Here is a 21,956-nt window from a genome sequence, read left to right as displayed (position 1 = left end):
ACGATGCCTGCGCCGACGGTACGGCCGCCTTCGCGGATCGCGAAGCGCAGCTTTTCTTCCATCGCGATCGGAACGATCAGCTCAACCGCAACCGTGACGTTGTCGCCCGGCATGACCATTTCCGTGCCTTCCGGAAGCGTAACGATGCCCGTCACGTCCGTCGTGCGGAAGTAGAACTGCGGACGGTAGTTCGTGAAGAACGGCGTATGACGGCCGCCTTCTTCCTTCGTCAGGATGTAGGCCTCAGCCATGAACTTCTTGTGCGGCTTGACGGAACCCGGCTTGCACAGGATCTGGCCACGCTCGACGCCGTCACGGTTCACACCGCGGATCAGCGCGCCGATGTTGTCGCCGGCCTGGCCCTGATCGAGCAGCTTGCGGAACATTTCAACGCCGGTCACCGTCGTCTTCGACGTCGGACGAATGCCGACGATTTCGACTTCTTCACCAACCTTGACGATACCGCGCTCGACGCGGCCCGTCACAACCGTACCACGGCCCGAGATCGAGAACACGTCTTCGATCGGCATCAGGAACGGCTGGTCGATCGGACGCTCAGGCGTCGGGATGTAGGCGTCAACCTGAGCCATCAGCTCGCGGATCGCGTCTTCGCCGATCTTCTTGTCCGAATCTTCAAGAGCAGCAAGCGCCGAACCCTTGACGACCGGAATGTCGTCGCCCGGGAAGTCGTAGGACGACAGAAGTTCGCGAACTTCGAGCTCGACCAGCTCGAGAAGTTCTGCGTCGTCAACCTGGTCGACCTTGTTCAGGAACACGACGATCGCCGGAACGCCAACCTGGCGGGCAAGCAGGATGTGCTCGCGCGTCTGCGGCATCGGGCCGTCGGCGGCCGAGCAAACCAGGATCGCGCCGTCCATCTGCGCGGCACCGGTGATCATGTTCTTCACATAGTCGGCGTGGCCGGGGCAGTCGACGTGCGCATAGTGGCGGTTCGGCGTCTCATACTCAACGTGCGCCGTCGAGATCGTGATGCCGCGAGCCTTTTCTTCCGGAGCAGCGTCGATCTGGTCATACGCCTTGAACTCGCCGAAGTACTTCGTGATCGCTGCCGTCAGCGACGTCTTGCCGTGGTCAACGTGACCGATCGTCCCGATGTTAACGTGCGGCTTATTGCGCTCAAACTTACTCTTTGCCATTTTCGGCTCTCCGTTTTCCTGTCCCCTGGGGGATCAATTCTTGTTATCGGTCAATTGGTATTCCGGTCACTTCTGACCGGAATACTTTGCCTGGATTTCCTGTGCGACGTTCGACGGAACCGGCGCGTAATGATCGAAGGTCATCGTGTACTGTGCACGGCCCTGAGACATCGAGCGCAGGTTATCGACGTACTTGAACATGTTCGCCAGCGGGACGTTCGCGTTGATGACAACGGCGATACCGCGGCTTTCCTGGCCCTGGATCTGGCCACGACGCGAGTTCAGGTCGCCGATGACGTCACCGACGTAATCTTCCGGCGTTACGACTTCGACCTTCATCATCGGCTCGAGGAGCTGAGCACCAGCTTCGCGGGCTGCTTCACGGAAGCAAGCGCGGGAAGCGATTTCGAAGGCCAGAACCGACGAGTCAACATCGTGGAACGCACCGTCGATGAGCGTCGCCTTGACGCCGAGCATCGGGAAGCCAGCCAGCGGACCGGAAGACAGAACGCTTTCGATACCCTTCTGAACGCCCGGGATGTATTCCTTCGGAACAGAACCGCCGACGATCTTGGACTCGAACTTGAAGTCGTCGCCGTCCGGGTTCGGTTCGAACACGATCTTGACGCGAGCGAACTGACCGGTACCACCCGACTGCTTCTTGTGGGTGTAGTCCTTTTCCGTCTGACGCGTGATGGTTTCGCGGTAAGCAACCTGCGGCGCGCCGACAGTCGCTTCAACCTTGAATTCACGACGCATGCGGTCGACGATGATGTCGAGGTGCAGTTCACCCATGCCGGCGATGATCGTCTGGCCAGATTCCTGGTCCGTCTTCACGCGGAAGGACGGATCTTCTGCGGCCAGACGGTTGAGCGCGAGGCCCATCTTTTCCTGGTCGCCCTTGGTCTTCGGCTCGATCGCGATCTGGATGACCGGCTCGGGGAATTCCATGCGCTCGAGGATAACCGGCTTCAGCGGGTCGCAGAGCGTATCACCAGTGGTCGTTTCCTTGAGGCCGGCCAGAGCGACGATGTCGCCAGCGAAGGCTTCTTCGATGTCTTCACGCGAGTTCGAGTGCATCTGCAGCATGCGGCCGACGCGCTCGCGCTTGTCCTTGACCGTGTTGATGACCGATGCGCCCTTTTCGAGCTTGCCGGAGTAGATGCGGGCGAAGGTGAGCGAACCAACGAAGGGGTCGTTCATGATCTTGAATGCCAGCATGGACAACGGCTCGCTGTCGTCAGCATGGCGTTCGATTTCGGCTTCCGTCTTGAAGTCAATACCCTTGATCGCCGGAATGTCGAGCGGCGACGGCAGGTAATCGACAACAGCGTCGAGCAGCGGCTGAACGCCCTTGTTCTTGAAGGCGGTGCCGCAGAACATCGGATGGAACTTGACGTCGATGGTGCCGCGACGGACGAGCGCGCGGATCTGATCGTTGTCAGGCAGATTGCCTTCGAGGTAGGCTTCGGTCGCGGCTTCGTCGATCTCGACAACGGTCTCGATCAGCTTTTCGCGGTATTCAGCAGCCTTGGCCTTCATGTCTTCCGGGATTTCGACGACGTCCCACTGAGCGCCGAGCGATTCGTCGCGCCAGATGAGAGCGTTCATCTCGATCAGGTCGATGACGCCCTTGAAGTCGCTTTCAGCGCCGATCGGCAGCTGCATGACGACGGCGGTGGCGCCGAGCCGGGTCTTGATCATCTCGACCGAGCGATAGAAGTCAGCGCCGGTCTTGTCCATCTTGTTGCAGAAGATCATGCGCGGAACATGATACTTCTCAGCCTGACGCCAGACGGTTTCCGTCTGCGGCTCAACGCCTGCGTTGGCGTCGAGCAGAGCGATGGCGCCATCGAGAACGCGCAGCGAACGCTCGACTTCGATGGTGAAGTCGACGTGGCCGGGGGTGTCGATGATGTTGAAGCGGCGGGTCTTGCCGTCACGGCCCTTCCAGAAGGTCGTGGTGGCAGCAGAGGTGATCGTGATGCCACGCTCCTGCTCCTGCTCCATCCAGTCCATGGTGGCTGCGCCGTCGTGCACTTCGCCGATCTTGTGCGACTTACCGGTGTAGTAAAGAATACGTTCGGTGGTCGTGGTCTTGCCGGCGTCGATATGCGCCATGATACCGAAATTGCGGTAGTCTTCGATTTTATATTCGCGAGCCATTGTGGACTGCCTTTCCGAAACCGTTCGGGATTACCAGCGATAATGCGAGAACGCACGGTTGGCATCAGCCATCTTGTGCGTGTCTTCGCGCTTCTTGACGGCGGCGCCGCGGTTGTTGGAGGCATCGAGAAGTTCGCCGCTGAGGCGATCGACCATGGTCGTTTCGTTACGCTTGCGAGCAGCTGCGATCAGCCAGCGAATGGCCAGAGCCTGACGACGCTCCGGACGAACATCGACCGGAACCTGGTACGTAGCACCGCCAACGCGGCGCGAGCGGACTTCAACGTGCGGAGCGATGTTATCCAAAGCCTGATGGAACACGCCGAGCGGCTCCTGCTTTGCCTTGCCCTGCACGGCGTCGAATGCGCCGTATACGATGTTTTCAGCTACGGACTTCTTGCCGTCGAGCATGATGGCATTCATGAACTTGGTAACAACCAGATCGCCGAACTTCGGGTCCGGGTTGATCTCGCGCTTTTCTGCTCTGTGACGTCTGGACATGTACTTCTCGTCTCTCAACTGTTAGCGGCGCTAAACCACGCGGAGAACCTCGCGCAGCGCCGGATTATCCAAATCCGAATTACTTCGGACGCTTCGCACCGTACTTCGAACGGCGCTGCTTGCGGTTCTTGACACCCTGGGTATCGAGAACTCCGCGGATGATGTGATAACGGACACCCGGAAGGTCCTTGACGCGGCCGCCACGGATCATGACGACAGAGTGCTCCTGAAGGTTGTGACCTTCACCGGGAATGTAACCAATGACTTCAAAGCCGTTGGTCAGGCGGATCTTTGCGACCTTACGCAGAGCCGAGTTCGGCTTCTTCGGCGTCGTCGTGTAGACGCGGGTGCAAACGCCGCGCTTCTGCGGGTTCTCCTGGAGAGCGGGAACCTTGTTACGCTTTACCTGCGCCTGGCGAGGCTTGCGGATCAGCTGGTTTACGGTAGGCATTCAACCATCCCTTGTAAATCTATCTCGACACCCTTACGGGCTTCATTTTCGCCGTCACCGGCAACGACACACGATCGTCTCAATGCGCAAAACGTGGCCCGATCCGCTTTCGCAGATGGACCACAGAAAAAGCAGAGGACGCTGTTCAGGCGTCTTGCGTGCAGCATTCGTGTCTTCAACGTGCGTTTAGAACCTTGTTTGAGGTGAACTCCAGGGCGCGTCGCCCCGAACAGCCATGCCTCACATGGGTTCCGATGGCGGCGGTACTACTGGTTTCCCGCCGGTTCGTCAAGGCCGGTTAAGAAATTATCTTTGTCATACAGCCCGAAAAGGCCGGGCAAACCAGCCATTTGACGCGTTTGATACGGAAATGCAGTCCCTTCGGCAAGATGGACTTTGGTATTTCATCAAAATCCCTATAAGGAATCAAAGGAGGACATTTCCATCCGCCAAACCCGGCTGCCTGAGAGAATCGCCGGGGCGATTCGACACTCCCGAAGGAAGACCCATGATTACTGCGCCAGACAACGACAACAATTCCGACGGCCCCATGGTCTTCATCATCATCGGCAAGGGATACGAGTCCGATGGCGGCGAAGGCATCGACCTGCATGTCATGTTGAAAGCGCCTGACGATGATACCGCCGTGCGCGAGGCGCTGAACGCGCTAGCCGAAGAAGGCTTCATCGAGGCCGACCTCGATCAGATCGGTCTGCTGACCGATATACCGGACGAGGAGCCGCACGCTTCCGCCTATCAGGGCGCGCTTGAAGGCGAAGTCGCGATCATTCGCTTCCGCTAAGAGATCAGCCTCCCCTTGTGGAGGCAACCTCCCCTCGCCCATCCGATTTCATTGCCGTACAAAAAGAAACCGCCCGGATTGCTCCGGGCGGTTTTGATTTTTTCCGATCCCGTGCCGCTTACTCGGCCGGGCTGTTCTCGCTTGCGAGATCCTGCAGCATCGGCGTTGCGACGTTGGCACCCGTGCCCTTGCGACGCTCTTCCAGGATGAGCTCGTCGCGCGCCGTGGCGATACGGCGGATCTGCGTCATGGTACCGCCGGTACCGGCCGGGATGAGGCGGCCGACGATGACGTTTTCCTTCAGGCCCTGCAGGCCGTCGGTCTTGCCGGCGATTGCAGCTTCGGTCAGCACCTTCGTCGTTTCCTGGAAGGATGCGGCCGAGATGAAGGACGGCGTCTGCAGCGATGCCTTGGTGATACCGAGCAGAACCGGATCGCCATAAGCAGGCTTCTTGCCTTCTTCGATCAGGCGGTCGTTGGCGTCGTCCAGCTCGATACGATCGACGTTGTCGCCGACGATGTACTGGCTGTCGCCTGCATCGGTGATCTCCACCTTCTGCAGCATCTGACGGACAATCACTTCGATGTGCTTGTCGTTGATGACAACGCCCTGCAGGCGGTAGACTTCCTGGATTTCGTTGACCAGGTAGGAAGCCAGAGCTTCCACGCCCTTGATCGCCAGGATGTCGTGCGGCGCCGGATTACCGTCGAGGATGTAGTCACCCTTTTCGATATAATCGCCGTCCTGAAGGTGGAAGGGCTTGCCCTTCGGGATCAGGTACTCGACCGGCTCGACACCGTCTTCCGCCGGCTCGATGATGACGCGACGCTTGTTCTTGTAGTCGCGGCCGAGGCGGATCGTACCATCGATCTCAGCGATGATGGCGTGATCCTTCGGACGACGAGCCTCGAACAATTCGGCAACGCGCGGCAGACCACCGGTGATGTCCTTCGTCTTGGCGCTTTCCAGCGGCGAACGGGCGAGAACGTCACCCTGCGACACCTTCGTGCCCGGCTCGACAGACAGGATCGCTTCGACAGAGAGCAGGAAGCGGGCTTCACCGCCACGCGACAGCTTGGCAACGTTACCGCTGGCGTCCTTGATGACGATCGCCGGCTTGAGATCCGAGCCGCGCGGCGTCGAGCGCCAGTCGATAACCTGACGCTTGGTGATGCCGGTGGACTCGTCGGTCGCTTCGAGAACCGAGAGACCGTCGACGACGTCTTCGAAGTGAACCGTACCGGCCACTTCCGTCATCATCGGACGGGTATAGGGATCCCACTCCGCCAGACGCTGACCGCGCTTCACCTTGTCACCTTCGTCGACATACAGCTTCGAGCCGTAAGCAACGCGCTGCGAAGAGCGTTCGACACCACGTTCGTCCAGGATCTGGACCGTCATGTTGCGACCCATGGCAACGAGGTTGCCTTCCGAGTTGCGCAGCATGTTGCGGTTCTTAATCTGAACCGTGCCCTCGTAGGAGGCTTCCAGGAACGACTGGTCGACCACGGTCGCCGTGCCGCCCAAGTGGAAGGTACGCATGGTCAGCTGCGTGCCCGGTTCACCGATCGACTGTGCGGCGATGACGCCGACAGCTTCGCCGATGTTGACAGGCGTACCGCGAGCAAGGTCACGGCCGTAGCAGACCGAGCAGACGCCCGTCTGGATTTCGCAGGTCAGCGCCGAACGGATGCGGATCGACTGGATACCAGCCTTCTCGATCTCGATGACATCCGGCTCGAGGATCATCTTGCCGGCGTCGACGATACGCTCACCCGTGACCGGATGATCGATGTCGTCCAGGGCGGTGCGGCCGAGGATGCGGGCGCCGAGCGAGGCGACGACCTGACCGGCATCGACGATGGCGGTCATGGTGAGGCCGTTCTCGGTGCCGCAATCGACGTGCGTGACGATGCAATCCTGCGCGACGTCGACGAGACGGCGGGTCAGGTAACCGGAGTTTGCGGTCTTCAAGGCGGTATCGGCCAGACCCTTACGGGCACCGTGGGTCGAGTTGAAGTACTCGTTAACGGTCAGGCCTTCCTTGAAGTTCGAGATGATCGGCGTCTCGATGATTTCGCCCGACGGTTTGGCCATGAGGCCGCGCATGCCGCCCAGCTGGCGCATCTGGTTCGGAGAACCACGAGCACCCGAGTGGCTCATCATATAGATCGAGTTCATCGGCTTCTGGCGACCGGTCTTCTCGTCGAATTCGACGGCCTTAATGCGGGCCATCATTTCTTCGGCGACCTTTTCCGTGGCCTTGCCCCAAGCGTCGACGACCTTGTTGTACTTCTCGCCCTGGGTGATCAGGCCGTCATTGTACTGCTGCTCGTATTCCTTCACGAGCGCTTCGGTATCGCCGACGATCTTAACCTTGGTATCCGGGATAACCATGTCGTCCTTGCCGAACGAAATGCCGGCGCGGCAGGCATGAGAGAAGCCAAGCTGCATGATGCGGTCGCAGAAAATGACCGTGTCCTTCTGGCCGCAATGACGGTAGACCGTGTCGATCATCTTGGAGATGTTCTTCTTGGTCATTTCCTGGTTGCAGATGTCGAAGGTCACCTTGCCGTGCTTCGGCAGCAGTTCGCCGATCAGCAGGCGGCCAGGCGTCGTCTCGTAGATCTTCGAATAGGGCTTGCCCTCTTCGTCGACAGACTTGAAACGGCCGCGGATCTTCGAGTGCAGCGTCACGACCTTGTTTTCGAGGGCGTGATGCAGCTCGCCGAGGTCGGAGAAGGCCATGCCTTCGCCCGGCTCGTTCTGGTTCAGGATCGACAGGTAATACAGGCCGAGAACCATGTCCTGCGAAGGAACGATGATCGGCGCGCCGTTTGCCGGATGCAGGATGTTGTTGGTCGACATCATCAGCACGCGGGCTTCCAGCTGGGCTTCCAGCGAGAGCGGCACGTGAACAGCCATCTGGTCGCCGTCGAAGTCGGCGTTGAAGGCCGTGCAGACGAGCGGGTGCAGCTGGATGGCCTTGCCTTCGACCAGCGTGGGTTCGAAGGCCTGGATGCCCAGGCGATGCAGCGTCGGTGCGCGGTTCAGGAGAACCGGATGCTCGCGGATGACCTCGTCGAGGATATCCCAGACTTCCGGCTTTTCCTTTTCAACCAGCTTCTTGGCCTGCTTGACGGTCGAGGAATAACCCTTCGCGTCGAGGCGGGCATAGATGAACGGCTTGAACAGCTCGAGCGCCATCTTCTTCGGCAGGCCGCACTGATGCAGCTTCAGCTCCGGACCCGTCACGATGACCGAACGGCCGGAATAGTCGACGCGCTTGCCGAGCAGGTTCTGGCGGAAGCGGCCCTGCTTGCCCTTGAGCATGTCGGACAGCGACTTCAGCGGACGCTTGTTGGCGCCGGTGATGACGCGGCCACGGCGGCCGTTGTCGAACAGCGCATCGACAGATTCCTGCAGCATGCGCTTTTCGTTGCGGATGATGATGCCCGGAGCGCGCAGTTCGATGAGGCGCTTCAGACGATTGTTACGGTTGATGACGCGGCGATACAGATCGTTCAGATCCGACGTCGCGAAGCGGCCGCCATCGAGCGGAACCAGCGGACGCAGGTCCGGCGGGATGACCGGGACGACCTTCATGATCATCCATTCCGGACGGTTGCCCGACTCCATGAAGTTCTCGACGATCTTCAGGCGCTTCATCAGCTTCTTCTGCTTGAGATCCGACGTGGTGTCGGCAAGCTCGGAACGCAGGTCGCCGGCGATCTTTTCGAGGTTCATGCTGGCCAGCATCTCGTAGATCGCTTCAGCGCCGATCATGGCGGTGAACTGGTCTTCGCCATATTCGTCGACGGCGAGCATGTACTCTTCTTCCGAGAGAAGCTGATGCTCCTTGAGAGCGGTCAGGCCCGGCTCGGTGACGATGTAGTTTTCGAAGTAGAGAACGCGCTCGACATCCTTCAGCGTCATGTCGAGCAGCGTCGAAATGCGCGAAGGCAGCGACTTCAGGAACCAGATGTGGGCAACGGGAGCGGCAAGCTCGATATGGCCCATGCGCTCACGGCGAACGCGCGACAGCGTAACTTCGACGCCGCACTTTTCGCAGATGATGCCCTTGTACTTCATGCGCTTGTACTTGCCGCACAGGCACTCGTAGTCCTTGATCGGCCCGAAGATGCGCGCGCAGAAGAGACCATCGCGTTCCGGCTTGAACGTACGATAGTTGATCGTCTCCGGCTTCTTGATCTCGCCATAAGACCAGGAAAGAATCTTCTCCGGCGACGCAATCGAGATCCGGATGGAATCGAAATTCTGCGCAGGCATCTGCGGATTGAAAAGATTCATGACCTCTTGGTTCATGCCTATCTCCTTTAGGGGCGAAACGCCCTCGAATTGCGAACAGTGCCGGAAAATCCCGGGAACCGGCCTGACGCTTTAAAACCGCCTTGCGGCGCCATGCATCCAAAGGGACGTCGACGGCGCTGCAATATTCCAACGGTGCGCGCTGACCGACAGCGCGCACCCTGACAGGCTATTACTCGGCTGCGTCCGAAAGCTGGTTTGCCGTCTGCAGATCGTCGACCTTGGAGTTTTCCAGCTCGACGCTGAGACCCAGCGAGCGCATTTCCTTGACGAGAACGTTGAAGCTTTCCGGAATGCCCGCTTCGAAGGTGTCGTCGCCACGAACGATGGCTTCGTAGACCTTCGTACGGCCGGCCACGTCGTCCGACTTGACCGTGAGCATTTCCTGCAGCGTGTAGGCTGCACCGTAAGCTTCAAGCGCCCAGACTTCCATTTCGCCGAAGCGCTGACCGCCGAACTGTGCCTTACCGCCCAGCGGCTGCTGGGTGACGAGCGAGTACGGACCGATCGAACGGGCGTGGATCTTGTCGTCGACAAGGTGGTTCAGCTTCAGCATGTAGATGTAGCCAACCGTAACCTGGCGGTCGAACTGCTCGCCTGTACGACCGTCGTACAGTGTCGACTGGCCAGTCTGCTTGAGACCTGCCATTTCCAGCATCTCGTTGACGTCCACTTCGCCGGCGCCATCGAAGACCGGGGTCGCGATGGACACGCCACGCTTCCACTGGTCTGCCAGACGCAGAACCGACGCATCGTCATACTCGTGCACGTCGTCGCTCTTCGGACCGTCGCCGACGACCATGTCGATCGTCTTGCGCAGAGGCTCGATGTTGCCGCTTGCCTTGTAGGCTTCGATCAGTTCACCGATCTGGCGACCCATGCCGGCGCAAGCCCAGCCAAGGTGCGTTTCGAGAATCTGACCAACGTTCATGCGCGAGGGAACGCCCAGCGGGTTCAGCACGATATCGACATGCGTACCGTCTTCCAGGAACGGCATGTCCTCCACCGGAACAATGCGCGAGACCACGCCCTTGTTCCCGTGACGGCCGGCCATCTTGTCGCCCGGCTGGATCTTGCGCTTCACAGCGACGAAGACCTTGACCATCTTCATGACGCCCGGAGGCATTTCGTCGCCGCGCTGGACCTTCTCGACCTTGTCCATGAAGCGCTGTTCGAGGCGCGACTTGGATTCGTCGTACTGGCCACGCAAGGCTTCCAGCTCGCTCTGGACCTTTTCGTCCTCGACGGCGAACATCCACCACTGCGAACGCGGATATTCCGAAACAACGGCGTTCGACAGTTCCGTGCCCTTCTTGAAGCCCTTCGGACCAGCAAGAGCAACCTGACCGCGCAGCATCTCGACCAGGCGGCCGTAGACGTTGCGGTCGAGGATCGCCTGCTCGTCGTCGCGGTCCTTGGCGAGACGTTCGATTTCTTCGCGCTCGATCGCCATGGCACGTTCGTCCTTTTCGACGCCGTGACGGTTGAAGACGCGAACTTCGACGACCGTACCGTAGGTGCCGGGCGGCATGCGCATGGAGGTGTCGCGAACGTCGGAGGCCTTTTCACCGAAGATGGCGCGCAGGAGCTTTTCTTCCGGCGTCATCGGGCTTTCGCCCTTCGGCGTGATCTTGCCGACGAGGATATCGCCCGGCTGGACTTCGGCGCCAATGTAAACGATGCCGGCTTCGTCCAGGTTCTTCAGCGCTTCTTCCGAAACGTTCGGAATATCGCGGGTGATTTCTTCCGGACCGAGCTTGGTGTCGCGCGCCATCACTTCGAATTCTTCGATGTGGATGGAGGTGAACACGTCGTCGGCAACGATACGCTCGGAGAGCAGGATCGAGTCTTCGTAGTTGTAGCCGTTCCACGGCATGAACGCGACCAGCACGTTCCGGCCGAGAGCCAGATCGCCGAGATCGGTCGACGGACCGTCTGCCAGGATATCGCCCTTGTTGACCACGTCACCGACGGTCACCAGCGGGCGCTGGTTGACGCAGGTGTTCTGGTTCGAACGCTGGAACTTCATCAGGCGATAGATATCGACGCCGGACTTCGACGGATCGAGGTCTTCCGTGGCGCGGATAACGATACGCGTTGCGTCGACCTGGTCGACCACGCCGCCGCGGCGGGCGCCGATGGCAGCACCGGAGTCACGCGCGACCACCGGCTCCATGCCTGTGCCGACGAACGGGGCTTCGGCACGCAGAAGCGGCACGGCCTGACGCTGCATGTTCGAGCCCATGAGCGCGCGGTTGGCGTCATCGTTTTCCAGGAACGGGATCAGAGCGGCGGCGACCGAAACCAGCTGCTTCGGCGAGACGTCCATCAAGTTGATGTTGTCGCGCGGAGCGAGCATGACTTCGCCGGCATGACGGCAAACGACGAATTCCTCGATGAAGGAGCCGTCGGCGTCGAGCTCAGCGTTGGCCTGAGCAACGTAGTACTTCGCCTCTTCCATGGCGGAGAGGTAGAGCACGTCGTTGGTCACCTTACCGTCGATGATGCGGCGATAAGGGCTTTCGATGAAGCCGTACTTGTTGACGCGGGCAAAGGTCGCCAGCGAGTTGATGAGACCGATGTTCGGACCTTCCGGCGTTTCGATCGGGCAAATACGACCGTAGTGCGTCGGATGAACGTCGCGGACTTCGAAGCCCGCGCGCTCGCGGGTCAGACCACCCGGGCCAAGAGCCGAGAGACGGCGCTTGTGGGTGATTTCCGAAAGGGGGTTCACCTGGTCCATGAACTGCGACAGCTGCGAGGAGCCGAAGAATTCGCGGACGGCAGCGGCGGCCGGCTTGGCGTTGATCAGATCCTGCGGCATGACCGTGTCGATTTCGATCGAGGACATACGCTCCTTGATCGCACGTTCCATGCGCAACAGACCCAGACGATACTGGTTTTCCATCAGCTCGCCGACCGAACGGACGCGGCGGTTGCCGAGGTTGTCGATATCGTCGATCTCGCCCTTGCCGTCGCGCAGCTCGACGAGCATCTTGACCACGGCCAGGATGTCGTCCTTGCGCAGGATGCGGACGGTGTCTTCGACGTCGAGGTCGAGGCGCATGTTCATCTTCACGCGGCCGACGGCGGAGAGATCGTAACGCTCCGCATCGAAGAACAGCGAGTTGAACATGGCTTCGGCCGATTCCATGGTCGGCGGTTCACCCGGACGCATGACGCGGTAGATGTCGAACAGAGCGTCCTGACGGTTCTCGTTCTTGTCGGCAGACAGCGTGTTGCGGATGTAGGCGCCGACGTTGATGTGGTCGATGCCGAGAACCGGGATCTCGTCGAAACCGGCGTTGAGGATAACAGGCAGGGTCTTCTCGTCGATTTCGTCGCCGGCTTCGAGATAGATCTCACCGGTCTGGAAGTTGACGATGTCTTCCGCCAGGAAGAGGCCGTACAGCTCTTCATCCGTCGCCTTCAGAGCCTTGAGGCCCTTGTCCTGCAGCTGACGCAGCAGGCGCGGCGTGAGCTTCTTGCCGCCTTCGACAACGACTTCGCCGGTATCGGCGTCGATCATGTCTGTGACGGTCTTGGCGCCCTTCAGCGTTTCCGCCTTGAAGGGAATGCGCCAGCCATCGCCGGAGCGCTCGTAGAGCGACTTCGTGTAGAAGGTCGACAGGATTTCTTCGCCGTCCATGCCGAGCGCCATCAGCAGCGACGTCACCGGAATCTTACGGCGGCGGTCGATACGGGCATAGACGATGTCTTTGGCGTCGAACTCGATATCGAGCCAGGAGCCGCGATACGGGATGACGCGAGCGGCGAAGAGCAGCTTGCCGGAAGAATGGCTCTTGCCCTTGTCGTGGTCGAAGAAGACGCCCGGCGAACGGTGCATCTGGGACACGATCACGCGCTCGGTGCCGTTCACGATGAACGTACCGTTGTTCGTCATGAGCGGCATGTCGCCCATGTAGACGCTCTGTTCCTTGATGTCCTTGATGGACTTCGCGCCCGTATCCTCGTCGATATCGAACACGATCAGACGGAGGGTCACCTTCAGCGGCGCGGCATAGGTCAGGTCGCGCTGGCGGCACTCATCGACGTCGAACTTCGGCGGTTCGAACTCATAGGAAACGAACTCCAGCATGGAAGCGCCGGAGAAATCGGTGATCGGGAAAACCGACTTGAAGACAGTCTGAAGACCTTCGTCCGGGCGGCCGCCCTTCGGTTCTTCGACCATGAGAAACTGATCGTAGGACGCCTTTTGAACCTCGATGAGGTTCGGCATCTCTGCGACTTCGGGAATCTTACCAAAAAACTTGCGTACGCGCCTGCGACCGTTGAACGAAAGGGTCTGAGCCATCGTCGCTCCTTTAAAATCCTGCACCCGGGCCTGCAACGGATGGGAATCGCTGGCCAGGCGACCCCATCAATCAATGAGTAGTTCAATCTCGTCTATCTAACCGAAAACCGCTCAGCCGGATTGCGTCGCGGTTCGGTTTGAGACCATCCTCTTGAAGAACCCATTACCCAAAAGCCGTTTTGCCCGCGGCTTTTGGGTAATTCGTTCAGAAAAACGGCAAATGGGAGGTAGCAAAATGCCACCTCCCAAAGCAGTTTCAAGCTTACTTAACGTCGACCTTAGCGCCGGCGTCTTCGAGCTTCTTCTTGATGTCAGCGGCTTCAGCCTTGGAAACGGCTTCCTTGACAGCCTTCGGAGCGGCTTCAACGAGGTCCTTGGCTTCCTTGAGGCCCAGGCCGGTGATGGCGCGGACTTCCTTGATGACGTTGATCTTGTTCGCGCCGGCATCCGTGAGGATGACGTCGAACTCGGTCTTTTCTTCTTCAACGGCAGCAGCAGCGCCAGCACCACCGGCAACGGCAGCAACAGCTACCGGAGCAGCGGCGGAAACGCCCCACTTTTCTTCCAGAAGCTTCGACAGTTCTGCGGCTTCGAGAACGGTCAGCGAGGAGAGGTCGTCTACGATCTTTGCGAGATCAGCCATTTTTGTAGTTCCTTTTGTTCGGTTCGAACTGGTTGGTTATGAACAGCGAAAAACCGCCTTACGCGGCTTCGTCCTTCTTGGCGTAGGCCGAGAACACGCGAGCAAGCTGACTTGCCGGCGCTGCAACAACACCTGCGATGCGGGTAGCCGGAGTCTGGATCATGCCCAGCAGCTTCGCGCGCAGCTCGTCCAGCGAAGGCAGGGTCGCGAGCGACTTTACACCTTCGGCGTTGAGCGTTGTTGTTCCCATGGCGCCGCCCAAAACAACGATCTTATCGTTGCCCTTGGCGAAATCCACGACGACCTTCGGAGCGGTAATCGGATCAGTGCTGTATGCGATCAGCGTCTGACCCGTGAAGAGATTGGAAATCCCTTCCGCATCCGTGCCCTGAAGAGCAATTTTGGCCAGGCGGTTCTTCGCGACTTTGACGGTGCCGCCAGCAGCGCGCATCTTGGAACGGAAATCGTTCATCTGAGCGACTGTAGCACCAGCATAGTGGGCCACGACAACCGAGCCCGAAGCCTTGAAGACTTCGTTCAGTTCCGTGACGAATTCGCGTTTTTCCGCTCTTTCCACTGCTTTTCTCCAGTTGACAGGACCGGGTTAACGGACCTGCCGGGTTGCCTTTTGCCTCCTGGGATCAATTCAGATCCCAAGCGACGCTTGAGGATCCTGTCCCCTCGCGCTCGAGCCGAACGGCTCCAAGGCACAAGGCATCCAAGGCTCGAACCGAGTTCATCGAAGCGATGCTTCTTCAAAATTCGGGTCTTACCCGTCTCATGCAGGCTTAAGTGATTAAGGGATAACCACCTGCAATCTCGGACAGGAATTCCGGATTTCTCCGGAAATCCCGGCCCCGAAAGGCCGGGAATTCTTAAAAGCCGGGCTTACCGCCCGGCAAAACCAATCAGGCGCTCGGCGCCGTGACCGACGACGGCTCTATCTTGACGCCCGGACCCATGGTCGAGGAGATCGCTACGCGCTTGACGTAGTTGCCCTTGGCGCCAGCCGGCTTCGCCTTGATGACGGCGTCGGCGAAGGCGCGGATGTTTTCTTCCAGAGCCTTGGCGTCGAAGGAAGCCTTGCCGATACCGGCATGGACGATACCAGCCTTCTCGACGCGAAACTCGACAGCGCCGCCCTTGGAAGCTTCAACAGCACCCTTGACGTCCATCGTGACGGTGCCGACCTTCGGGTTCGGCATCATGCCGCGCGGGCCGAGAACCTTACCGAGGCGGCCGACGAGCGGCATCATGTCCGGGGTCGCGATGCAGCGATCGAAATCGATCTTGCCGCCCTGAACGATTTCGACCAGGTCTTCCGCGCCGACGATGTCTGCGCCGGCAGCCTTGGCTTCGTCAGCCTTGGCGCCGCGAGCGAAGACGGCAACGCGAACCGTACGGCCGGTGCCGTTCGGCAGGTTGACGACGCCGCGAACCATCTGGTCGGCGTGACGCGGGTCAACACCGAGGTTCATCGAGATTTCAACGGTCTCGTCGAACTTGGCGACGGCACGTTCCTTGACCATGCCGATGGCCAGATCCAGAGCGTAGAGCTTGGTCGGATCGACGCCTTCACGAATCTTCTGAATACGCTTTGCTACCATGGTCTTAACCTACCACTTCCAGGCCCATGGCGCGGGCGGAGCCCTCGATCATGGCCATTGCGCCTTCGATATCGGCGGCGTTCAGATCCTTCATCTTGGCTTCGGCGATCGCCTTGACCTGAGCCTTGCTCAGGGTGCCAGCCTTGGCGCCCTTGCCCGGGGTCTTCGAGCCGGACTGGATCTTCGCTTCCTTCTTCAGGAAGTAGCTGACCGGCGGCTGCTTCATGACGAAGGTGAAGGACTTATCCTGGTAGTAGGTGATGACGACCGGAATCGGCATACCCTTTTCCATTTCCTGCGTGGCGGCATTGAACGCCTTGCAGAATTCCATGATGTTAATGCCACGCTGACCAAGCGCAGGACCGATCGGCGGCGACGGATTCGCCGAGCCGGCCTTAACCTGCAGCTTGAGCTGGCCTGCAACTTTCTTAGCCATTTCTCTCTGCCTTTCTACTTGACCGGTTGCCCGGCCGACTGATGCCGGATCGCTCCGGCGGCTGCGGTTGCGTGGTGCGGATTACCAGGCCCGGCTAAGACCCTACCCTTCCACGCGGATTGCGGCTTCGCCGCGAGATATAAGTAAGCGATCACTCATATCCAAACTCGAACGAAAGGCCAGCCGCCAGGCCAACCCTTCAAACCAAAGACAATCAGACCTTCTCGACCTGGCTGTATTCCAGCTCGACCGGCGTAGCGCGGCCGAAAATCGACACTTCCACCTTCAGGCGCGAACGCTCTTCGTCCACATCCTGAACCGTGCCGTTGAACGAAGCGAACGGACCATCGGAAACGCGGACCTGCTCGCCGATCTCGAAGGATACGGAAGCCTTCGGCCGTTCGACGCCTTCCTGGACCTGACCGAGAATGCGCTCGGCTTCATAATCCGGAATCGGAACAGGCTTATTGTCGGAGCCGAGGAAGCCAGTCACCTTCGGCGTATTCTTGATCAGGTGATAGGCTTCATCCGTCAGGTTGGCGCGCACCAGCACGTAACCCGGGAAGAACTTGCGCTCGCTATCGACCTTACGGCCGCGACGGACCTCAACGACCTTCTCGGTCGGCACAAGGATCTTCTCGAACAGATGCTCGAGACCCTTCTGCCTGGCCTTCTCCTCAATGGATTCAGCCACTTTCTTTTCAAAATTAGAATAAGCGTGGACGATGTACCAACGTGCCGCCATGTTCATCTCCACCCGATATCAATTGCCGGTATTCAGCACATAGCCGAGAATCCAGCCAATGAGCTGGTCGGCAGCGAAGAAAAACAGCGAGGCGAAAACAACCATGACAAGCACCATCACCGTCGAGATCATGGTCTCGCGGCGTGACGGCCAAGTGATTTTCGACGTCTCGGAGCGCACCTGCTGCAGAAACGCTAGTGGATTCGTTTTGGATGCCATTGACTGCCCACGCAATTACGGCGCGTAAAGCTGAACATATCAGCCCCACGCACCGCGTGTCTGTTGAACCCTACATAAACACCGATTCCCGAATTAACAAGAGGCAATACGGTGTTTTCTAAAATTTGCCGCCGGTTCGGCATAATCCTCAACCTGAGAAGCAGCGAAAACGACGCGCCAGTCAAATCAAGAAAAATGGCAGGGGCAGCAGGGCTCGAACCTACGACCTGCGGTTTTGGAGACCGCCGCTCTACCAACTGAGCTATACCCCTTCTTCCTTCGACTATTCGCTTCGAGCGGTGGACCGCCCGAGCAGTTCGAAGACATGGCGCTCCCTTTAAGACGGGACGAAACGATTGGCAAGAGCGTTTTTTGTTTTTCCCAATCGAACCCGCAACTTCGGACGGAGCATATTCGCATGGCTGGACGCCCTTGCGAAGGGCAAGGCCGGTGGAACGGCGTTTCGGCTTCGCTATTCTCCGGAAGAGCCTTTCGGCTTGCGCTTGAGAAACTTCGGCCTGAGCCGGCGCAGGACATTATCGGCGGAGCGAATCACATTCGTCAGGGAGATCAGCTTGTCCACTTCGGCATCCGTATTGCCGAGCCGTTCCGAAAGCACTTCCGCGGCAGCCAGCGAAATTTCGCCCGGCGGCAGTTCGCTGAAACGCTGCGCAAGCCGGATATAGGGGTTCAGCGCAACCCCGCCATGGATGGTGATCTTTCCAAGCCGGGCAAACAGGCGCAGGAACGTCTGCTCGAAGTTCCAATCATGGACGGAGACCACCCTCCACTTCTGACTGCGCCTGGCCGAAAAGCCGGCGAGCACGATCGCGCCTGGCAGCTTCAGATCGCTGAGCCAGAGCGCCAGGGCAAAGCCGCTCGTCGGCGTCTTGCCTTCCGTATAAAAATCGGAGCAGAAACCGACCAGATCGAGATGACCGGTCGGCGCGCCCTGGAAGTCTGCCGCCGGATTGAGCTTCTCTTCCGGTCCGAGCCTGATATTCATGATGCCGAGGAAATATTCCTTCGGAAAGAATTTCACGACCTCGCCCACCTCACCGCGATAGACGATGTTTGCCCCGCGCGGCTGGCCGCGCGAGATCAGCAGCGAATGCCTATGAAACGGGCGGTCGAGGACCTTGTAGACCTTGTTAAAGAAGACGAAGAGCGCAGTTTCCGGAAACTGCTCCTGCAGGTTCGCAATATCGACCGCGTCGCTATTGGCGACCAGAACGATATGGGAAAACCCAGCCAATATGGTCCGCCATTCGTCAGCGCCGTTCAGGCCGGCCGCGGAACCCGCAGCCGGTATGCCGACATCGATACTTCCGGTCTTCTTATGATCCAAATCGTTCACTTCTGCTGGACGTGCAGCATACGGTCGCGCATGGCGAACCACTCTTCGGCGTAATCATCATTGCGATATTCGTCGAAATACGGTCCGCCATCGGTGAAATGCACGAGCTTGGCATCGTCGCGGCGGTCGTATTCGTTGACGAGATAGTTCCAGGTCACCGGTACCTCGCCGATCTGGTCGTCGCTTTCCAGCCATTTGAACTGATGGAGCTGGAGACCGGTTGCCGTGTTGACGAAATCCTGCGTCAATGCCGTGCACTTGGCATTGTTGAACAGGATCATGCTCGACCAGTTCTTCTTCTCGTATTTGGTCTGTGTCTGGCCGAGGAACTTGGTTTCGATCTTCGGCTGGTAGTCGTGCTTGACGCACATGGCGGCATAGCGGTCATCCCGCAAGGCCCAGAGCTCGGCGATATCGGCGCGCGCGAGCATGTCGCAATCCATGAAGATGCTCCAGCCCTGATAGTCGCTGAGGTAGGGCACGAGGAAGCGCGAGAAGGAAAACTCGGTCGATTGCAGCGGATTGCGCTCACGCGTGAAGATGCCGTCGAGATTGTTGAGCACGATCGGCGAGAAGACCACCGGGATCGACGAGCGCTCGATGATGCTCTGCGTCAGGACGTGATAGGCCACGACTTCCTTGGAATCGAAACCGACAAAAATACGTGCAACGTTATCCTTCATGATACCTCCGAAACGACTGAGCGCTTGCAGATCAGCCGGCAACTATCTTTCGTCGCGACGCAAATCGCGCTCTGCTCACCCTTGAAGCACGTCGGCCGGAGGGTGCTGGTTCGAAACAGGGCGCGGATATACCGGGCCATGCGCTGCAATCTCTAGGAGATGCTTCGCGAACGCAACCCTACTTAAATAAACGGCGATATTTGTCGAGTGTTTGGGGAAGCATTTTTGGTTTTGCTGCGTAACAAATGGAGAGGCAGCATAGCTGCTCCCCTTGCCTGTCCCCGCCCAGCGCTGCGAGAGAGCGCCGGGAATGCTTCAAAGGCAGCTTGCTAGGCCTTCACATAGTTCCGCCAGTTATGCTCTTCCTTGAAGCCCAGCACTTCACGAATCTTACGGTTGGACAAAAGCCCCTCATATTCACCGATTTCGCGGGTGAAAGGTACGTTCGGAAAATGCTTCGCGGCAAGCTCGCGTGACGGCGTGTTGGCCGAGACCGTGTCGTTCGCAGCGTTGAACACCTGGAAACCGAGGCCATCCTTTTCGATGCAGAGATGGACGATCTGGCCGAGGTCGCGGGCGTCGATATAGCTCCAGGCGATGCGTTTGCGGATTTCGCTGTTAGCGAAAAACTCGGGAAAGCGCTCGTATTCATGCGGCTCGATGACATTGCCAATGCGCAGCGCATAGATGTCGATGCCGAAACGCTCGGCGAAAGCCCGAGCCGTCTTCTCATTCACGACCTTGGACAGACCATAGGAATCCATCGGGTTGACATCATAGTCTTCTTCCAGCGGGAACTGATGGAAGTCGCGATGGCCTTCGGCAAAGCAGACGCCGTAGGTCGTCTCACTTGAAGCGACAATGATCTTCTTGACGCCAAGCTTTGCAGCCGCCTCGATGACATTGTAGGTGCTCATCGTGTTGATGCGGAACGTCTCGTTATCGGGCTTGATCAGAATGCGCGGTATGGCGGCGAAATGTACGACGGCGTCGAAAGGCTGTACGCCTTTGCCCTGATCGAGATCGGGAAAATCGCGGTGCATGGTCAGGACATCGTAAACTTGTCCCGCATCGGTGACATCGACCTGCAGATTGGTGACGCCGGGGCTGTTCAGCGGCACGAGGTCGACATTGTGGACTTCGTAGCCGGCATTCACCAGCCACGGAACCGCGTGACGTCCGGCCTTGCCACTTCCGCCCGTGAACAAAATACGTTTCTTCATGAAAATCTCCTCCTTGGAAAATCGAGCGATACATAGGCCCTTGCGCTCATTTCGCAAGACAAGCCTTGGTGAGCGGGGGCTCCTTCGGCAAAATAATCGAATCAAGACGGCCATGCACATTGGGAATGGCGGCCATTGCCAGAGGAGAAGGCGCGGATGCGGGCAATCACGCTTGTCGAATACGACCCGCAATGGCCTCTTCTCTTCGAACATAGAAGCAAAGCAATCGGCCTGCTGTTTGCCCACCCCGCCGAATTCCATCACATCGGCAGCACCGCCGTGTCGGGCCTATGCGCCAAGCCCAAGCTCGATATCGACGCTATTCTTTCTTCCAACGATGCGAGGCTCGACGCTACGCAACGCCTGAAGAAAGACGGATTTCGCTTTCACGGCGATCTGCACGATGCCGACCGATGGGCCTTCACCAGGGACGAGACACCCTATGGCACGCGGCTCTATCTTTGCCTGCCGGGTAACGAGGCTCATCGAAAACGCCTCCTCTTCCGCGACTATCTGCGCGCACATCCCGAATTCGCAGCTGGCTACGCAATATTGAAGCGCCGGCTCGCCAACGAGGCCAATGGCGACTGGGATCATTATACCGGCGGGAAGAGCGATTTCGTTGCGGATATCATGCGCCGTGCGAAGGAAGAACTCACGCTGACGAGCCATATCACCACTCGGTGATGATGAGTTTGAGGCTATCGGAACAGATGTTTCAGCACCGCATCCACGCTCTGCTCGATCGAGAGACGGCTCGTGTCGAGGATCTCGCAGCCATTTGCCTGGGCTTCACGGCGCAGATAGGCTGCCCAGTTCATCATGTTCGCGTCGGCAAGCTCCGGCTGGCCTCGCTCGACCGTCAAGCGATGGGTCCGCGTTGTGTCGTCGCAATCGATCAATAACAGACGATAGTCATCGATATCGGCAGCGGCCGCTGCCTCCTTGATGAAGGATGGCCGCATCTGTCCTTCGAGAAGAATGGCCCTACCCTTTTGCAGCTGTGGCGCAAGCCGCGCCAGCCATTCCACGGTCTTGTCCCGCTGCCAGCCCTCGGGCGAACCATGGTCACGGATCATGGCGTCAAGCGACGGCACGCCGATACTGTCGAAATGATGGACGGCTAAGGTAGAGGCATGGTCCCTGGCCATCGCCTGCGCGATTGCGGTCTTTCCCGAACCCGAAGCGCCGGTCAGAATGATCAGGCTCATGCAACACCTCCGAACGCGAAAAGGCCCCGCTGTTTCCAGCGGGGCCTCTTATAAAGGAATAATCCGAAGATTACTCGACGATGGAGGCAACGATGCCTGCGCCGACGGTA

18 protein-coding genes and 1 tRNA gene are annotated in these 21,956 nt (G+C 58.9%); 2 read left to right on the top strand and 17 right to left on the bottom strand.

Annotated elements, in window-relative coordinates; genetic code table 11:
• The 4 genes from tuf to rpsL all read right to left on the bottom strand — a co-directional run.
• Positions 1-1,157: elongation factor Tu (gene tuf / locus FP026_RS29910; RefSeq protein WP_149638157.1), on the bottom strand; the 1,157-nt coding region annotated here is incomplete at its 3' end.
• Between the two features lie 66 nt (positions 1,158-1,223).
• A complete protein-coding gene (gene fusA / locus FP026_RS29905; RefSeq protein WP_149638156.1) occupies positions 1,224-3,323 on the bottom strand; it encodes an elongation factor G in 2,100 nt (699 codons plus the stop codon).
• A 30-nt stretch (positions 3,324-3,353) separates the two neighbouring features.
• Positions 3,354-3,824: a 30S ribosomal protein S7 gene (gene rpsG / locus FP026_RS29900; protein ID WP_034513449.1), complete on the bottom strand. Its 471-nt coding sequence runs from the start codon at positions 3,822-3,824 to the stop codon at positions 3,354-3,356.
• A 79-nt stretch (positions 3,825-3,903) separates the two neighbouring features.
• The gene (gene rpsL / locus FP026_RS29895; RefSeq protein ID WP_003507760.1) at positions 3,904-4,275 is read right to left on the bottom strand and encodes a 30S ribosomal protein S12; all 372 of its coding nucleotides are present in this window, start codon (positions 4,273-4,275) and stop codon (positions 3,904-3,906) included.
• 508 nt (positions 4,276-4,783) lie between these two features.
• Between rpsL and FP026_RS29890 the strand changes: the two genes are divergently transcribed.
• Entirely contained in the window at positions 4,784-5,077 is a 294-nt protein-coding gene (locus tag FP026_RS29890; protein ID WP_047637046.1) for a hypothetical protein, read from the top strand.
• 118 nt (positions 5,078-5,195) lie between these two features.
• Here the strand turns inward: FP026_RS29890 and rpoC are convergent, their stop codons facing one another.
• From rpoC to FP026_RS29830, 12 genes are all read right to left on the bottom strand, one after another.
• Positions 5,196-9,404: a DNA-directed RNA polymerase subunit beta' gene (rpoC, locus tag FP026_RS29885; protein ID WP_149638155.1), complete on the bottom strand. Its 4,209-nt coding sequence runs from the start codon at positions 9,402-9,404 to the stop codon at positions 5,196-5,198.
• Between the two features lie 175 nt (positions 9,405-9,579).
• Positions 9,580-13,722: a DNA-directed RNA polymerase subunit beta gene (gene rpoB, locus FP026_RS29880; protein ID WP_149638154.1), complete on the bottom strand. Its 4,143-nt coding sequence runs from the start codon at positions 13,720-13,722 to the stop codon at positions 9,580-9,582.
• A gap of 262 nt (positions 13,723-13,984) precedes the next feature.
• Positions 13,985-14,365, bottom strand: coding sequence for a 50S ribosomal protein L7/L12 (gene rplL / locus FP026_RS29875; protein WP_112803993.1), 381 nt, complete (start codon positions 14,363-14,365; stop codon positions 13,985-13,987).
• Positions 14,366-14,423: 58 nt separating this feature from the next.
• Positions 14,424-14,942 (bottom strand): 50S ribosomal protein L10, encoded by a 519-nt coding sequence (gene rplJ, locus FP026_RS29870; RefSeq protein WP_004123444.1) that lies wholly within the window; start codon positions 14,940-14,942, stop codon positions 14,424-14,426.
• A gap of 331 nt (positions 14,943-15,273) precedes the next feature.
• Complete coding sequence (gene rplA / locus FP026_RS29865) at positions 15,274-15,972, bottom strand: 50S ribosomal protein L1 (protein WP_149638153.1); 699 nt, start codon at positions 15,970-15,972, stop codon at positions 15,274-15,276.
• A 4-nt stretch (positions 15,973-15,976) separates the two neighbouring features.
• The gene (gene rplK, locus FP026_RS29860) at positions 15,977-16,408 is read right to left on the bottom strand and encodes a 50S ribosomal protein L11 (protein ID WP_149638152.1); all 432 of its coding nucleotides are present in this window, start codon (positions 16,406-16,408) and stop codon (positions 15,977-15,979) included.
• 214 nt (positions 16,409-16,622) lie between these two features.
• Positions 16,623-17,153, bottom strand: a complete 531-nt coding sequence (gene nusG, locus FP026_RS29855) for a transcription termination/antitermination protein NusG (protein WP_004123460.1) — start codon at positions 17,151-17,153, stop codon at positions 16,623-16,625.
• A gap of 18 nt (positions 17,154-17,171) precedes the next feature.
• Positions 17,172-17,372: a preprotein translocase subunit SecE gene (secE, locus tag FP026_RS29850; protein ID WP_112341906.1), complete on the bottom strand. Its 201-nt coding sequence runs from the start codon at positions 17,370-17,372 to the stop codon at positions 17,172-17,174.
• Positions 17,373-17,568: 196 nt separating this feature from the next.
• Positions 17,569-17,644: transfer RNA gene (locus FP026_RS29845), tRNA-Trp, on the bottom strand.
• Positions 17,645-17,844: 200 nt separating this feature from the next.
• Positions 17,845-18,720 (bottom strand): 3-deoxy-manno-octulosonate cytidylyltransferase, encoded by an 876-nt coding sequence (locus tag FP026_RS29840; protein ID WP_188112720.1) that lies wholly within the window; start codon positions 18,718-18,720, stop codon positions 17,845-17,847.
• A 5-nt stretch (positions 18,721-18,725) separates the two neighbouring features.
• Positions 18,726-19,412: a glycosyltransferase gene (locus FP026_RS29835; RefSeq protein WP_149638151.1), complete on the bottom strand. Its 687-nt coding sequence runs from the start codon at positions 19,410-19,412 to the stop codon at positions 18,726-18,728.
• Between the two features lie 329 nt (positions 19,413-19,741).
• Positions 19,742-20,635, bottom strand: a complete 894-nt coding sequence (locus tag FP026_RS29830; protein ID WP_149638150.1) for an NAD-dependent epimerase/dehydratase family protein — start codon at positions 20,633-20,635, stop codon at positions 19,742-19,744.
• A gap of 156 nt (positions 20,636-20,791) precedes the next feature.
• Here FP026_RS29830 and FP026_RS29825 point away from each other — a divergent pair, with 156 nt between their 5' ends.
• Positions 20,792-21,322 (top strand): GrpB family protein, encoded by a 531-nt coding sequence (locus FP026_RS29825; RefSeq protein ID WP_149638149.1) that lies wholly within the window; start codon positions 20,792-20,794, stop codon positions 21,320-21,322.
• Positions 21,323-21,336: 14 nt separating this feature from the next.
• Here FP026_RS29825 and FP026_RS29820 read toward each other — a convergent pair whose 3' ends face one another.
• Entirely contained in the window at positions 21,337-21,846 is a 510-nt protein-coding gene (locus FP026_RS29820) for an AAA family ATPase (RefSeq protein WP_149638148.1), read from the bottom strand.
• Positions 21,847-21,956: the final 110 nt, after the last annotated feature.

Source organism: Martinezella tropici (assembly GCF_008370325.1).
Taxonomy (GTDB): domain Bacteria; phylum Pseudomonadota; class Alphaproteobacteria; order Rhizobiales; family Rhizobiaceae; genus Rhizobium; species Rhizobium tropici_B.
The sequence above is the reverse complement of the archived record's forward strand: the minus strand, read 5'-3'. Positions and strand labels throughout refer to the sequence as shown.